The organism is Flammeovirga sp. AWQ4_249 (assembly GCF_056161045.1).
On record NZ_JBSWYJ010000011.1, the window covers coordinates 96,970 to 113,696 of the forward strand.

At 30.6% G+C, this 16,727-nt stretch carries 13 protein-coding genes and 1 tRNA gene; 6 read left to right on the forward strand and 8 right to left on the reverse strand.

The genetic code is table 11. From position 1 onward, the window contains the following. Window positions 1-1,183: 1,183 nt before the first annotated feature. The 8 genes from ACXAHM_RS10870 to ACXAHM_RS10905 all read right to left on the reverse strand — a co-directional run bounded on the left by ACXAHM_RS10870 (window position 1,184) and on the right by ACXAHM_RS10905 (window position 12,644). Window positions 1,184-2,944 (reverse strand): Ig-like domain-containing domain, encoded by a 1,761-nt coding sequence (locus ACXAHM_RS10870; protein WP_474960468.1) that lies wholly within the window; start codon window positions 2,942-2,944, stop codon window positions 1,184-1,186. Between the two features lie 107 nt (window positions 2,945-3,051). Beyond that, complete coding sequence (gene mnmG / locus ACXAHM_RS10875; RefSeq protein WP_474960469.1) at window positions 3,052-4,926, reverse strand: tRNA uridine-5-carboxymethylaminomethyl(34) synthesis enzyme MnmG; 1,875 nt, start codon at window positions 4,924-4,926, stop codon at window positions 3,052-3,054. A gap of 310 nt (window positions 4,927-5,236) precedes the next feature. After that, window positions 5,237-5,674, reverse strand: a complete 438-nt coding sequence (ybeY, locus tag ACXAHM_RS10880; RefSeq protein WP_474960470.1) for an rRNA maturation RNase YbeY — start codon at window positions 5,672-5,674, stop codon at window positions 5,237-5,239. Then, window positions 5,674-6,075 carry an ATP-binding protein gene (locus ACXAHM_RS10885; RefSeq protein WP_474960471.1) on the reverse strand — a complete coding sequence of 134 codons (402 nt, stop codon included), beginning with the start codon at window positions 6,073-6,075 and terminating at the stop codon, window positions 5,674-5,676. The genes ybeY and ACXAHM_RS10885 overlap by 1 nt, the downstream gene beginning before the upstream one ends. 16 nt (window positions 6,076-6,091) lie before the next feature. Beyond that, entirely contained in the window at window positions 6,092-9,469 is a 3,378-nt protein-coding gene (locus ACXAHM_RS10890; RefSeq protein WP_474960472.1) for a DUF4175 family protein, read from the reverse strand. 123 nt (window positions 9,470-9,592) lie between these two features. Then, a complete protein-coding gene (locus tag ACXAHM_RS10895; RefSeq protein ID WP_474960473.1) occupies window positions 9,593-11,356 on the reverse strand; it encodes an ABC transporter substrate-binding protein in 1,764 nt (587 codons plus the stop codon). Window positions 11,357-11,514: 158 nt separating this feature from the next. After that, a complete protein-coding gene (locus tag ACXAHM_RS10900; RefSeq protein ID WP_474960474.1) occupies window positions 11,515-12,279 on the reverse strand; it encodes an exodeoxyribonuclease III in 765 nt (254 codons plus the stop codon). Next, entirely contained in the window at window positions 12,279-12,644 is a 366-nt protein-coding gene (locus ACXAHM_RS10905) for a hypothetical protein (RefSeq protein ID WP_474960475.1), read from the reverse strand. The genes ACXAHM_RS10900 and ACXAHM_RS10905 overlap by 1 nt, the downstream gene beginning before the upstream one ends. A 121-nt stretch (window positions 12,645-12,765) precedes the next feature. Between ACXAHM_RS10905 and ACXAHM_RS10910 the strand changes: the two genes are divergently transcribed. The 6 genes from ACXAHM_RS10910 to yajC all read left to right on the forward strand — a co-directional run bounded on the left by ACXAHM_RS10910 (window position 12,766) and on the right by yajC (window position 16,603). Beyond that, entirely contained in the window at window positions 12,766-13,467 is a 702-nt protein-coding gene (locus ACXAHM_RS10910; protein ID WP_474960476.1) for a ComF family protein, read from the forward strand. Between the two features lie 107 nt (window positions 13,468-13,574). Then, a tRNA-Met gene (locus tag ACXAHM_RS10915) sits at window positions 13,575-13,650 on the forward strand. A 342-nt stretch (window positions 13,651-13,992) separates the two neighbouring features. Beyond that, window positions 13,993-15,177 carry a transcription antitermination factor NusB gene (gene nusB, locus ACXAHM_RS10920; RefSeq protein WP_474960477.1) on the forward strand — a complete coding sequence of 395 codons (1,185 nt, stop codon included), beginning with the start codon at window positions 13,993-13,995 and terminating at the stop codon, window positions 15,175-15,177. 19 nt (window positions 15,178-15,196) lie between these two features. After that, the gene (locus tag ACXAHM_RS10925) at window positions 15,197-15,517 is read left to right on the forward strand and encodes a YtxH domain-containing protein (RefSeq protein ID WP_474960478.1); all 321 of its coding nucleotides are present in this window, start codon (window positions 15,197-15,199) and stop codon (window positions 15,515-15,517) included. A 183-nt stretch (window positions 15,518-15,700) separates the two neighbouring features. Then, a complete protein-coding gene (locus ACXAHM_RS10930) occupies window positions 15,701-16,174 on the forward strand; it encodes a DUF1573 domain-containing protein (protein WP_474960479.1) in 474 nt (157 codons plus the stop codon). A 108-nt stretch (window positions 16,175-16,282) separates the two neighbouring features. Then, the gene (gene yajC, locus ACXAHM_RS10935; RefSeq protein ID WP_474960480.1) at window positions 16,283-16,603 is read left to right on the forward strand and encodes a preprotein translocase subunit YajC; all 321 of its coding nucleotides are present in this window, start codon (window positions 16,283-16,285) and stop codon (window positions 16,601-16,603) included. Window positions 16,604-16,727: the final 124 nt, after the last annotated feature.

A 16,727-nucleotide genomic window follows, 5' to 3' on the forward strand; every position in this document is an offset into this window, starting at 1 on the left:
AAAGCGCCATATTTAATCACAGGAGCTTATAAACACCCCTGTGAATAGCGTGAATAACTAGCTTTTGTGAATTACTGTGGATATTATCAACGCTTATTCAACATTTTACTCACTAATCACAAAAATGTATATTTATAGTGTGAATAATGTGGATAACTTCTTATTAAATATCGTTTATGTACAATTTTTTAACCAAATAGGATAAGTTCAGTGAATAACTATCTACTTTACTATTAATATACATACTTTGTTTATTTATCAATCATTTTTGCGCCTAAAATATCAAGCGCAAATCAAAGAATTATCAACACACCATTTTCTTATACTTTTCTATAATTCATTCAGTTATTTAATCTCATTTAAAGGTCTTCATTTTTGAACTTTATCATCTAATATTAGATCTAAAAATAAACACGATGTGAATTGATATAATGTGTATATGTTAATAAAAGATCCACTATATTTTATAATAGACCGATTATCAGTGTATTAATAGGTTGATTTAGTTTGAATACGCTCTTAATATATGTGTATAATAGAGTGAATAGTATCTAATAGTATATGATTGTTGATAAAACTGTTGATAACTCACTATTTTATTCACAAAATCGTGAATAAGGTGTTGATAATGCTGAATAATAAACAAAATATCCTTTTATTTCACATAACATTGATTAATAGATAGTTACGTAAAAAACAGCGTTTTTATATACTTAAAGCCACTTTTTGATAGTATGTAATCATATTTTGATACTTAAAATGTGGACATAAAATGAGTATAAAATGTTATTCACAGTATTTTCTATTGTTTTCTGAATAAATCATGAAATTATGTATAAAGTACCTAATTCTACTACCAACTTATTCACACGTTCTATTAATACAAAGGAAAAATTAATTGCTTTTGATATCCCATAATTGATTAGTTAGAAGATGAGTGTCATTATCTATTCAACAATATATAGTTGTATTTTCTATATTTCCCCAAATTGAAGTTATAGTAATTAAAAATTATAATAGGCTAGACTATAACTTAATCCATATGTATCCATTGTTATAAGATTCATAATTAGGAGGGATAAAATATTATTTTTTATCAATTCTAAAATGTCTAAATAAATTATTATACATTAAAAAAGACTTACATTTCTGTAAGCCTTTAATATTTTAAATTTATTCGATATTATTTTTTATCAGTATTAATGACAGTGTCTTCTCTACGAATTTCCCAGTTTGCTTCTACTTTTATTTCTTTAGGGAAGAAGGCTGTTGGTTCAGGAGGTAATCTTTTTTTGAAATCACCAGGGAACCAAATACCATCATTATTTTTATCAATTAAAACTCTGATCTTATAAGTTCCAGGTTTTACGTAATCAAAAGAGAATAACCTTTCATTCTGTACTTCTTTTACTACGTTTCCTTTTGTATCAACAAGCTGTACAATAAAACTATTGTGACTTCCAATTACTTGTCCTTCTACTATTCCATATTTATCTAATTGCTTTATTGTAAAACTAATTGTTTTAGATTCAGTAGAATCTTCTTTTACAGATACGAATGCATTATCAGTAAACATTATACTAAAAGCAGAGTCTGCATAGAACTGAGGGAAAGTAAGTTCAGTATTATTAAAATTGAAACTTAATTTTTTATCAATTAATAAACTATCTAATCTTGTTGTGTCTTCATTATATATATAATACATACTATCCATATGATACTCTTTCATAGGAAGTGGGAATTGTATTACTAACTCCACACTATCTTCTGGAACAATATCATTATCTATGGGTAATTTTTTATCAAAATCGATTCTTTCAATTTCAACTTCTTCTTCACCTTCAACACCTACAGCATCACCAAGTGTTTTAATAGCACCACCAATTAAACCACCATTTTTCTTATTCTTTTCTTTTCTTTCTTCGGCTCTGATTTCTTTTTTACTAGGGAAAATTAATGAAGTATCAAACTCAACTTTTTGATCAATAGAATCAATAGCATAACCTTTAATTCTAATTGAATCCTCAAAATCTCTTTCTCCTGTATAGATTAATTTTACTTCTCCATCTTTGGTAGACATATCAAAGATACTGTCTGTGTAAGTTGTCTGATCAGGAAAATATACTCTATAATCCACCACAAACTTGTTGAATTTTACAACAAGATCTTCCTTATCGATCACTTTTATATCTTTAAAATTAAATTCAACTAGATCATAATCTCTGACAAATAATTTTACATCATCTATGTTTTTATCAATAAGAATAGAGTCTTTAAAGAAGCCAACTTTCTCTTCTCTCAAAGTATATTTATAATCTTCATTAGTATCTTCAATAGCATATACCGTATAGTAGCCAGGTTTAAATCTTTCAAGAATAAATAAACCATTCTTAACTGTTTTTGAAAAATATACTGGAGGGTCTGTATTTACATCCAAAGAATCATAAGGATTGTATAGCGCGATGATAGCTCCTTCAATAGGTTCATCTGTCAATAAATCTCTAACTTGACCTGTAACTTCAATCGAGTCTAAATAGTCTCCAGTACTGAAAGAGAATCGAACATTTTTTGCTGGATTCTTTTCTGTTACATCAACTACTGAATTAGCAAAATCAAAGAAGTAGGTCATGTCTTCTTTTAATGTATCAAGGACATTGACAATAACTTTGTTTCTAGCAAACCTAGCTTTGTATTGGAATGTAGGACTATAAGGGGTGATAATTAAGTTCTGTCTTAATTTATTTTCCTCAATATATTCATCAAAATAAAGAGTGATTTTTAATTTTTCTCTTTCCACATTTGTCTCTCCATTAAATGGAATGCTACCACCAAACCTTGGAGGTATCTCATCTTTAGGTCCACCTGTAGGGGAGGAGATAACAGCACAAGCGTAAACTGTAAAGAGTATATATACAGAGATTAGAATTCTTAAAATTAAGTTCATTATGATAGACTTTCTAAGACATATTTTTTCTGTTACAAAATAAGGCATATCTCTATAAAGAAATATGCCTTTTATAAAATTTATTTATTTTTTTTTAGATCTAGGATCTATGCTTTTTGCTTATCTAAATAAACCATCAGAATTGTAACATCTGCAGGTGTTACACCAGAAATTCTAGATGCTTGACCTAACGTAAGAGGTGCAACTTTAGAAAGCTTTTCTCTAGACTCAGCTGACAATGCTACGATCTGTCTAAAATCAAAACCTTCAGGAATCTTATAGTTTTCTAAAGTGGTTAATTTCTCAGCTATCTTTTCTTCTTTTTCAATATATGTTTCATACTTTAATAGAATCTCTACTTCTTCTAAAGCTTTATCATCATACCCCTCAAAAGCCTCTTTTAAAGTAGGAGCACTGTCTAAAGTTAAGGCCATATCAACCTTTGTTTTCTTCAAGAATTTATCAGCTTTCAAACCATGATTCATCGTTTGTAAACCTCTTTCTTCAAGGTAAGGATTGGCATTACTTACTTTAACACTAGTCTCTTTAAGAACATCAATAGCTTTATCAATTTGTTCTTTTTTCTTCTGAACAGCTTCGAATCTTTCATCAGAAGCTAAACCAATTTGATGACCTAAATGTGTAAGTCTTAAATCAGCATTATCTTGTCTTAATAAGATTCTATACTCTGCTCTAGAAGTAAACATTCGATATGGTTCATCAGTACCTTTATTGATAAGATCATCAATAAGAACACCAATATATGCTTCCGATCTTTTTAAGATAAATGGCTCTTTTTCTTGTAGCTTATTATGTGCATTTATACCTGCCATTAAACCTTGAGAAGCAGCTTCTTCATAACCTGTGGTACCATTGATTTGTCCTGCGAAATATAAGTTTTCAACAAGCTTAGTTTCAAGGGTAGGCTTAAGTTGAGTAGGAGGGAAGAAGTCATACTCGATGGCATAACCTGGTCTAAACATCTTCGCATTTTCAAAACCAGCAATTTTACGAAGTGCTTTGTATTGCACATCTTCAGGTAATGAAGTTGAGAAACCATTGATATACATTTCACAAGTATTCCACCCTTCTGGTTCTACAAAGATTTGATGGCGATCTCTTTCTGCAAAACGATTGATTTTATCTTCAATAGAAGGACAATATCTTGGACCTAAACCTTGAATTCTACCATTGAACATTGGTGATCTATCAAAGCCAGTTTTTAAGATGTCATGTACTTCATTACTTGTATATGTGATGAAACAACTTCTTTGTTTCGTTAGTGTTTTAGTCTCATTTGAGAAAGAGAACTTTTCTGGATTATCATCACCAGCTTGTTCTTGCATTACTTCCCAGTTCAATGATCTACCGTCAACTCTTGGAGGAGTTCCAGTTTTCATTCTTCCTGATTCAAAACCTAATGATACCAATTGTTCAGTCAAACCTTTAGCAGCATGTTCACCACTACGTCCTCCACCAAATTGTTTTTCACCAATATGAATTAATCCATTCAAGAATGTACCGTTCGTTAATACTACTGATTTAGTATTAAAAGTTACACCTAAACCTGTTTTAACTCCAGTGATTTTATCGCCTTCCATGACAATTTCTGTAGCCATTTCTTGCCAGATATCTACATTAAGATTTGCTTCTAAAGCATCTCTCCATTCTTGAGCAAACACCATTCTATCGCTTTGAGCTCTAGGGCTCCACATAGCCGGTCCTTTTGATCTATTCAACATTCTGAATTGGATCATAGACTTATCTGTAATAATACCTGACATTCCGCCTAAGGCATCAATCTCTCTTACTATCTGTCCTTTAGCGACACCACCCATAGCTGGATTACAGCTCATCTGAGCAATGGTTTGCATATTCATTGTAATCAACAAAACTTTGGATCCTAGTTTAGCAGCTGCATTTGCTGCTTCACATCCGGCATGTCCTCCGCCAATTACAATAACGTCATAAGATGGATACATTCTTTTCTCCTTTATTTTAAAGTTCCACGTGGAACAAATACTTCTTTTGGAAACTACTAAAGAATATTAGTAGGTGTAAATCTATAACTGTAATAAGTATAGAAATGTTCATCAGTTAACGATGATTTAGAATCGCTTTCATTTTGAACCACGCAAAGATAATAAATGAAACTGTGTAATTATGAGTACTTTGTATATTTATTAATAATCTTTATCAAGTATATAATCAAAAAGTTCCACGTGGAACATATAGATTTCTAATTCTAAAATGTTTCACGTGGAACTTTAAAATATCTACTTAAGATAAACTTTAGTTTAAAAGTTTCTTACTTCTCATTGCTAAAGAATCATCCTCAAGTTTTCTCATGTTCTTTGCATCTTCTTCAGATTTATCTTTAAAACCTAAAAGATGAAGAATACCATGAATAAGGACTCTATGTAGTTCGTCTGTTTCAGAAGTACCAATACTATTTGCATTGTCTTTAATTCGATCAATACTAACAAATATATCAGACTCTATTTCATTGTCATATTCTGAATTATCAAAAGTGATAATATCAGTATATGTGTCATGATCTAAATACTCAACATTTACTTTATGTAGGTATTCGTCAGAACACAAAATATAGTTGACTTGAATTAATTCAAAGTCATGTTTTTTTATTACATCAAGAATCCATGTCTTTACATCTTCATCATTTTGAATTGTAAAATCAATGTCTTCATTAAAGAAAGTAATGTTCTCCATTAAATGTAAAATCTTAATGTAATAGCTCTTCCTTCATTAGAAAACTCTACTTCATCAGTAAGGTTTTTAATTAAGAAAATTCCACGTCCACCTGGCTTATCTAAATTTTCAGGAGCTGTTGGATCTGGTAAACTATCGTAATCAAAACCTTTTCCTTCATCCTCAATTGTAAATGAAATTTCTTTATCAGATACATTTAAGTCTAAATGAACATTCTTTTCTTTATCATTACTATTACCGTGAATGATGGCATTATTTACAGCTTCAGTTACTGCGATCATAATGTTACCATAAATATCATCATCAAAGTTAAACTCATCACGAGCTTGATCGATAAAACTTTCTGCGATACGAACGTTTTCAACCAACGAAGGTATCTTTAATTTGAATGGCTTATTCATTGTGCTACTCGGCATTTCAATCTTTTATCTTTTCAAAGTATTTATTCACTTCCTGCTTGTAGTAGGTATTAAGTGAAGTAGGGATTGTTCTCAATAATTCTATTTGAGTTTCCTTTTGTTTTAAATATTCATCAAAACTATCTGGTGGCGGAACAACTTTTTGTTTCTTAGCTGTTTCACCTTTCCTTTCTTCATCCTGCCCTTTTTCTTTTTTAGCCTTTTCAGACTCAAGCATTCTAGTTAAAATTTCTTTCTGTCTTTGTATTAGCTTATCTGTAAGCTTTTTATTTACTAAGTCATCTTCGGTTTGCTCCATCTCTTTAAGGATCTTTTTGTAAGGATCTCCGCCTTCTCCAGCTCCATCTTTTTCCCCACCTTTTTCCTTACCTTGCATTTGCTCTTCTCCTTTTCCCATACTTTGTTTTAAAGCATTACGGATCATTTCTTGTTGAGCTGCAAGTTTAGCAAGTTCCTTGGATAACTCTTTTCCAGACTTCCCACTCTTTTTTAAGTTTTCCATCTGTTGATTTAGATTCTGCTGCATCTGACTTGGACTTGGCTGAGAAGATGATTGTTTTTGATTCATCTGTTGCCCTGCCATACTTTGAGACATTTGCTGTTGCATATTATCTAAAATATCGTTCAATAACAATGCTAAATTGTTAATTGAGGTCATAGAAAATTGTTGTTTACTTGCTGCTACCTCTGGAACTCGTCTTTTAATAGCATCTAAACTTTCATCCATATACTTATTCATATCTGTTACTTCTCGAGTAACAAAAGATTCAATTTGGAAGACACGTTTAGATAAAGCAATTAAGCTATCTTCTATATATTTAGAATCATCTCTCAATTTAAGTTGAGTTTGTGATAATTCCACAAATTTAGGGTCTATTCTTCTAACCTCCTTAAAGGATTCCATTAGATTTTCCTGATCAAAGGAAAGTTTTATCAGATTTTCCATAATCTGTCTCAGTGCATCATGATCTTCACTGATTTGTTCCATTTCAGCAGACTGCATACTTTGTTGCATTTGCTTGGCCATTTGCTGCATTTTATTCGCAGCTTTTTTCTGAGATTGATGAGCTTGTTTCTTCTGATTCTGCTTTAATTGTTCAGAGGCATTTTGTTGCTCTTTAGAAATAGATCTCTCATTTGGAGTGAACTGTTCGAAGTCTTGATTCGTTTGTTCTTCCTTATCCATTTTACGGAGTTGGTCCATTTCTTTTTTTATATCATCGAACTTTTTATTTATATCATCCTGCTTTTTAACAAGTTTATCTTTCTCTTTTTGTTGTTCTTTCTTCTCTTCTTCTGTTTTAGCTTGCTCTTCTTTATTTTCTAAGTCTTTTGTTTCTTTTGCCAATTCTTGTTGTTCTTTTGCTAAATCTTCAAGTTTATTGGCGACTTCATTAGCTTTTTGTTCCATCTGAAGTTTCTTAAACAATTTAATAGTTCTTTCTAACTCATTACGAAGATTCTTTTGTTGCTTCTCAATATTCTTTAGGTTTTCTTGAAGGTTTTGATTGATGTGGTTTTGCTCCATCAATTTAGATAGCTCTTCATATAATTTCTTTGTTTCTTCATCATTGATATCATCAATAATTTTTTGAAGTTGTTCTGATTTTTGAGAAGTGTTTTCCTGCTGATCAGAAAATTTATCTTGTTTATCTTTTAACTCTTGGCTTTGCGATTGAAGGTTTTTAATTTCATTCTCTAATGCCTTACGTTGTTCAATCAATTTTTGAATATCCTTTTTATCCTGCCAAGTAAGTTGACGTTTACCTTTTAGTTTTTCTTCTAACTTTTTAAGGTCTCTATCTAACTTATCTGCTTTTGCTAAAGTTTCCTCTAATTGATTTTTTGTTTCTGCTTTTGTTTGCTCTAGATCTTTTTCGATCTCTTCTGATGTAGGAAGTTGGAATGTGTACAAAGGTGTTTTACTTCTTTTATTTCCATTTACACCATCATTATCATAAACTTCAACAAAGTACTCTAATTTATCACCTTCGCTTAAGTTAAATTGATTCGTTTCTAATTTGTAATAAAAACTTTGATCAATTGCTTTTTTATTAAAAGGGATATCTATTTTTTCAAAAGTAGTAGGTGCCTTTTTATCTTCCTTTCTTTTAATTCTGTATCTAGTTCTTAAGCGTGTTATACCATAATCATCTCCAATGTTACCTCCAAATACTAAGTAATCAAACATTACAGTATCTTGATATTGTTTCATACTAATACTTGGATACTGATCTTTGATTACATTCAAATAATATGATATACTGTCTTTATTAGTACCATAAATATTTGAAAGTGTAACACTGTATTCTGTTGAGTTACTTGAAGTGTAATTAAACTTAAAAACATTATCATCTATATTTTCAGCATCTTGATTCATAACAAGGTCTTTAAAATATAGTCGAATAGAATCAGCTGTTTTTGTATCAAAAAGCCATGTTATTTTTGAACCTTCAGGAACTAATAGATTACCAGTATTATTAATTGTTTCATTTGTTTTATTGGTATATCTAGGAAATTCTACCTGAACACTAAACTTAGATAAACTAGGTCTAGTCAACATATTCATTTTAAATTCTTTCGAATAATAGCCTGCTGCTTTAAATCTAAAACGAATAGGATGTTGAAGTTTTTTAAATGTATGAACAAAAGTATATCCTGGTTGAGCTGCTTCTAATTTTATTAAAGAACCTTTATTCGTTTCGATATAAACATCAGCAGGAATAGCATCTCCTTTTAATTCTACCTTTAATTCGAAATCATCACCTTTAAAAATATCTAGATTAGAAGATTGTAATTCAAAAGAGAAAGGAGCTACAGGTAGAAACTCTTTATCAAACTGTACAATTTTAGGAGTACTCTCCGTAATTACTTGTGGACGAATGATTAGAATTCCAATAAAAATAATTAAAGCTGGTAATAAGTACTTGTACCAATATGTAAGATTCTCTTTGTAAGAGATTGCAGTTGTAAAATTTATCGGAGAAAATTGTTGGTCCCTTTGTTCTAAGGTAGCTTTAATCAGACTGTTCTTTTGAGCTTCAGCCTGTAGTTGAATCGAGTTTAAAAGTTTATCAGATATTTCAGGAAAAAACTTACCAATTTCTTCTGCCGCTTTTTCATCTGAAATTTGATTACTTATACCATTTAATTTCGCAACAGGTTTTAGAACCCATACAAATAGCGTATAAACAAATACACTTATATATAACCCAAAAAGAATTGCTCGAGTGGTAGTACCAAAATTATTTAGATATTCTAGAACACTGAAAAGTAAAAGCAAACCGAGAACAGCAGCAATAGTAAGAATTGTACCTTTAAGTATAGCATTTCTATAGAGCTTTTGTTTATAGGCTTGTATTTTACTGTCGAACATATGGGTTATAAAGTCATTGGTGATAAAATCAAGGTGTTAGTATACCTTTTTACTTTTTGAAAAATAAGACTGATTTTACAATGAAATCAGTCTTATTATAATCTATAAGTAATATACTTAATATTAATTAGTTTTGTCAAAATAAACGGTACTGAAATCACGATATTGCATAGCATTATTGTCAAAATCCTTTACATATCGTTGAATTAGTCTATATCCTTCGTCATACCAAAGAACAATAAATGGTGCATCAGCCATTAAAATTTTCTCAGCTTTCATAAAGTGAGTCATCGCTTCTTCCTCAGTTCCGGCAGCCAAAGCTTTTTCATATTCAACATCAAACTTTGAATTCTTGTAACGAACTAGGTTTGGCCAAGACTTATCATTTGGATTTTCTGGTAATGTCTTAGAGTAATAAGCCCATAGATAGTTTTCTGGACTTGGATAATCTGCAATCCAAGCTAAACGTAAGAAATCATATCTACCCATTATACTTTTTTCGGCGATTTGCGCAAAAGGAGAGAATTTCAATTCAATATTGATATTCAATTTATCTTTTAATTGCTTCTTCACTTCTAAAGCGACATTACTATATTGTTCACCTTCTGTATTAAGATCTAACGTAATTTTAGGGAATCCTTTACCATTAGGATAACCTGCTTTCGCTAAATAATATTTCGCTGAGTCAACATTTAATGAATATCCTTTTATTTTTTCAATATCATAATTTTTAAATACCGGAGGAGTGATACCGTGATATCCTTCCATATAACCTTCTCCATTTAAAATATATTCTAAGATTCTTTGTCTATCGATAGCATAATTGAATGCTTTTCTAACATTGATATCACTAAAAACTTTACTTTGATTATTCAATGCTAAGAATTGTGTAGACATCTCAGGAATTCTTTGAAGGCGATACTTGTAGTGTTCTGTACTTTCATCAGATTCAGTAAGAATATCAATAATATCTTCAGTTGGAATTCTGTACATCATATCCAACTCACCTTTTTTAAATTCTAAGAATTCAATTTTCTTATCCTTAATGAATGAAACAGCAATAGCTTCTAAGAAAGGTAATTTGTTACCATGTTCATCTGTTCCATGATAGTTTTCATTCTTATGTAAATTAATGCTGATGTCTTCATCCAAAGATGCTAATTTAAAAGGACCAGTTCCTACACATTTAGAACGCATATCATCACCATACAACTCTCTAGCTTCCTTAGGGAAAATAAAAGCACCTGGTCTAGCCAAATTATATAGGAACATTGAATTAGGTTTGATAAGCGTTACTTGGAAAGTTAACTCATCTATTACCTTAAAACCTTTTACACCTTCAATGCCTTGAGGCGTTCTAACATAAGATAGATTTTCTTTTGTTGCATTATAATACTCAGTAGCACCTTCAACGATATCAGTAAATAAGTGAGCATACTGATTATTCTTATTATAAGTACAAACTAAGTTGAAGCTGTAAAATATATCTTGAGCTGTTAATTTCTTCCCCTTATTATTTTCGAAACATTCATCGTTATGAAAATAAACATTGTCCTTCAGTTTAAAAGTATAAACTAATTGATCATCAGATTTAGCATAACTTTCGACTAAACTAGGGATTACTTGTAATGTTTTTTGATCAAACTTAAATAATCCTTCATATATCTGAGAAGCAATTCTATAGGAGTAGATATCAATTATACTCAATGGATATAAATTCTTGATATACTCTGATTCATTCACTTTAAATATTCCTCCGTAATACTTATTTCCTTTAGCAGGGACTAAAGTATTTTCTTCAGTTGAATTTTCAGAATCACTCTTAGTACATCCAGTAAAGGTTGCTAGAGTCAATAAAGAGAATGTAATAGCTATTAGCTTTTTCATCTGCAATGAAATTTTCTATTTGTTACAGTTACACAAATTGTATAACTAGGTTTAATCTTTTTAATTGAAAGAGATCGCACAATAAATGCATAAGATTAAAAATATTCAAAAAAATGATCAATTACCTATTTTAAGACCAATTATTTATGAATTTTATTTTAAAAATCAATTTCAACTGGACAGTGGTCAGAATGATAAGCTTCATTATGTAAAAGAGCATTGGTCAATTGATCTGCAAATTCATTTTGCACCATAAAATAATCAATACGCCAACCTAAATTTTTACCTCGAGCTCCTGCTCTGTATGTCCACCAACTATATTTACCAGGACTACTATCAAATTTTCTAAAAGCATCAACAAAACCACCTTCATCAATAAACTTTGTCAACCATGCTCTTTCAGCAGGTTGGAAGCCAGATGTGTTTTTATTTCTTTCAGGATTATGTATGTCTATGGCTTTATGACATATATTAAAATCACCACAAACAATTAAGTTTTTATACTCTGCTTTTAAACTTTCTATATAATTAAAATAATCATCTAAAAAGCTATACTTGAAGTTTTGTCTTTCATCTCCAGATGTACCTGAAGGGAAATATGTATTGATTAAAGTAAAATTTTCGAACTCACACAGTATTGTTCTTCCTTCATAGTCGTATACATCAATTCCCATGCCTATTTTTGTCGATTTTGCAGGGATTTTTGATAAAATTGCTACACCACTGTAACCTTTTTTTTGTGCTGAGTGCCAATACACATATTTGTACCCTAAATCTTCAAAAATACTAAGATCAACTTGATCTTCATTTGCCTTAACTTCTTGTAAGCAAACGATATCGGAATTGACTTCTTTAAGCCATTGATCCAATTCTTTTTTTAAGGCAGCTCGAATGCCATTTACGTTGTAAGAAATGATTTTCATTATTCGTCAAGTAGATCTGTTTCGTGTTTAAAATATTCTAGAATGTGCCATCTCATAAGCTGTTCTTGAGCAAGAAGGTCCATAGAAGGTATTTTCTTCAATAATTTCCAATGAGGCCAACCTTCATGATCAACACCTTCAAGTTCATAATAACCTGAATAGCTTAAAACTTTACAAGTGGCTATATGTATTAAATCTTGTTTTTCTTCTTTCGAAAAATTGATTGGTCCTTTCCCTAATTCTTGAACTCCAATCATAAAGAGAACACTATTGAGATCGGAAGGTTTCTTGCCTAAAACTTCCGTAAGTACATGCATCAGTTTTGTCCACTCAATTTTCAATAATTCTAATTCTTCGTTTTCCAATATATTCTGATTTCAGGTAAATAAAATTTAAGGATGATTAAAGATAAAAGGTAATATTATATTTAATACCCTAATTTAATTGCTAATTTAGAGAGACGATTCAAAACTAAATCTATTTTTTATGATTAATCTTAACAAACTGCTTAAATCTCTATTTTATGCACTATATCCGGAAACTTGTGTGCATTGTAATTGTTCTCTAAAAGAAGGTGAAGAACAAATTTGTTTTAAATGTAATCTTAAAATTATTGATTATAAATATTCTTGGATAAATAGTAATAAAAATAGTATTACAGAAAAATTTAACCATAGATTGTCTGTTTCGAAAGGAGCGTCTTTTTTTCTATATGAATCAAGTTCTGTAGTTAGAAGCTTGATTCATGAATTGAAATACAAGGAGAATCAAGCTATAGGAAAATGGGTTGTAGATTACTATAAATCCTTATGTACACCTTCCTTTTTTGAGGATATTGATTTAATAATACCTGTTCCACTACATAAAAAAAGACTAAAACAAAGAGGATACAATCAAGTAGACATTTTCTGCTCTTCTTTGGCTGATTTTTCCAAAGTAGAATATGCTCCAAATCTTGTCAAAAGAATAAAATACACTACTTCTCAGACAAAGAAGTCAAGAGAAGAACGATTAAATAGTATGCAAAATGTATTTAGCGTAAATGAAAAACATTTAGTAAGTGAAAAACATATACTGATTGTAGATGATGTATTGACTACCGGAGCAACAATTGAAGCTATAGGATACGAATTATTAGAAGCTGGAGCCAACAAAATCAGTGTGTTAACTGTAGCATTAAAAGTTTAATTAATATGTACTTTTCTGTATTATAGTTTGTTAACTACGAATACTTATATATAATTTGGTTTGTAAAATATAATCCTCTACTTTTGCAGAGCATTTAAGAAAAACAGTGCGGGGTGGAGCAGTTGGTAGCTCGTCGGGCTCATAACCCGAAGGTCATCAGTTCGAGTCTGGTCCCCGCTACCAAGTAGGGCTAGTCAAATTTGACTAGCCTTTTTTATTTCAATCCAATGCCTTTAAAGAGGAAGTTGCGTTTTGTTGCACAAGCTATTTCTATTATAACTTGATATAACAAACATCTCATCTTTAAGTACATTAATTATTTGATTGTGTGTAAATTAACATAATTAGATAGTACCTTAGAGTATGTTTGTAATTAATATCAAAGTGAATCTCATCTTATAAATTCCCTTTCCTATCATTTTTACAATCATATCTCTTAATAAAGTTAATTGACTTGAACTTTCATTGAACTGTTTTCGTCAAGTAGTTGTAAATGTTCTTAGAATTTAAGGAAAATTAATATCCATGCTCAACAGAAGATTATTACGCATCAAAGTGATGCAAAGTGTATATGCATTCAAGCAAAGTAAAGCTTCCAATAAAGAATTAACGATTGATAAAATCAAAGCGGAATTCAGAGAAGAGTTTCTTGAATTAGGTCAAGAAGAAAAAGCTAGAATTGATGAAGAGCAAGCAAAAGTAATTGAATATTTCAATAACTATGTGGATGAAGACACTGAAGCATCAACTGAAAATCTAGATGCTAAATTGATGAAAGTAGCTTCTAACGCTAGAAGCCATTATGAAGATTTAGTGACAAATGATCAATTGGAATTCAGAAAAAAGATGGTTTTGGAAACAGAACAACTTTTTACGAAATACCTTAAATTATTATCTTATATCATCGATATCTCTGAACTTTCTAAAAAAGAATTAGAACGTAAAGCGGAGATAGGTGCAAGAAACATGGAAATGGACGAGAAGTTCGTGGATTGGTTCTATAATAATGCAGCTTTCAAATTGCTTAGAGAAGATGTAGCGCTTGAGGAACTTCTTTCTGATCATAAATTGAGAAGAGTAGAAGACGACGAAAGAGTGTTAGAATGGTTAAGATTCTTGAAAAAAGATGAAGAACTTATTGGTGAAATTGAAGAACTAGCGAAAGAATCAAACTCATTTGAAACTCAACTAGAAATTCTACGTTTAATTGTTAGAGACTTCATCTTCAAAAATGAGGTTATTGAATCTACATTCGAAGCTGAGGATTTAAACTGGTCTGAAAACAAGAAAATATTGAGAAGTATGGTCTTGAAAACAGTGAAAAATCTTAGTGAGGATGGTGAAACTGAAATTCTTTCTATTTCTAAGAATTGGGAAGAGGATAAAGAGTTCTTCGAAGATTTATACACTTATACTTTAAATCAAGAAGAAAGCTTTAAAGATATCATCGCTAGTAAGTCCAAAAAATGGGCAGTAGACAGAATTGCGAAAGTAGATGCCATTTTAATTAATATGGCATTAGCAGAGATGTTAAACTTCAGAAATATCCCTGTAAAAGTGACAATAAACGAGTTTATTGAGATCTCTAAGCAATATAGTACTCCAAAAAGTTGGCAGTTTATCAATGGTATGTTAGATTCAATATCTGAAGAGCTTCAAAATGAAGGGAAGATCAAGAAGAGTGGAAAAGGCTTACTAGATAACAAATAATTAAAATATTACTTTTAAGATGGCAAAAAACGGAGGAAATTCATTTTTTGGCTTCGTTGCTGGAGCAGCAGCTGGAGCTTTATTAGGCGTTTTATTCGCTCCTGATAAAGGAAAAAATACAAGAGAACGTCTTTCATACAAGCTTGACAAATACCGTGAGGAATTGGAAGATCTTGTTGAAGATTTAATGGAAGAAAGAAAAATCGCTGTTTCTGCTGCAAAATCTGAAGGTCAAAGAGTAATCGATGACGCAGTGAAAAGAGCAGAAGAATTAATGGGTGAAGTTGATGCAATCAAAGAAAGCATTGCAGATCCTATTTTAGAAGGAGACAGAGAATAATTTTAATATATTCTAGAGAAGAGGCAAGGAAATTAGTTTCCCTTGCCTTTTTTCGTTAAAAAGTTTTTATAATTGTAATGTCAGAATTAATGTTGGTGGTGTTAAATTAAATTTATTGTACTAACCTACATTACTTTACAATCTATAAGTCAATCATAGATAACAATCTAATTTTTTCTAAAAATGAAATATTTAAAGTCAATTTCAGTAGCATTATTGGCAATTACAATGATTGCTTGTGGTGAGCAAAAGTCAGAATCGTCAGCTTCTACAGCTACAACTACAGCAAAAACTGAAGTTACAAGTGAAAAATCGAATGCTCCGGTAGCAAAATTTAAATTCGAAGAAAAAGAATTTGATTTTGGTGAAATTACAGAAGGTGATAAAGTATCACACGTATTTAAATATACGAATACAGGTCAAGTACCTTTACAAATTACAAATGTGAGAACTACTTGTGGTTGTACTGCTTCTGATTGGAGTAAAGAACCATTAGCACCTGGTGAGTCTGCAGATTTAAAAGTAAACTTTAATAGTGCACATAAAAAAGGTACTCAAGTGAAAAGAGTTACGATTAGCGCTAACGTTGAAGACGGTATGGATATCGTTACAATTAGAGCTAAAGTGAATCCTAATGAAGAGAAAGCAGCAATGTAATCTTTCTTTTTTCTAAAGAATTCACAAAAAAACCTCTATTAGGACTTTATCCTAGTAGAGGTTTTGTACTTTTGTACCAATACAAATAATATTACAACTATGTCATTAATGAATATTCTACTTCAGGCAGATCAGCCTGGAAATATGATGAACTTGGTATTTATTGTAGGGATGGTAGCTGTTTTCTACTTCTTTATGATTAGACCTCAACAAAAAAAGCAAAAAGAACAACAAAAGTTTTCTGATGCTGTAAAAAAAGGACAAATGGTCGTTACTGTTAGTGGTATGCACGGTAAAGTATCAGAAGTAAATTCTTCGACTGTTGTTTTAGAAATTGATAGAGGAGTAAAAGTAACTTTTGAAAAGTCTTCAATCTCAGCAGAAAATACAAACATTGTTTTTGGTCCTAAAAAAGAGAAAAAAGACTAATGTTTGATTTCGATAAATGAAATTTTAAGCCGTTATACAAATTTAATTGTGTAACGGCTTTTCTTTTTCTGTAAATTGCAGTTATAGAAAAATATTTTTTAGATTAGGTTATTGAACCGTAATC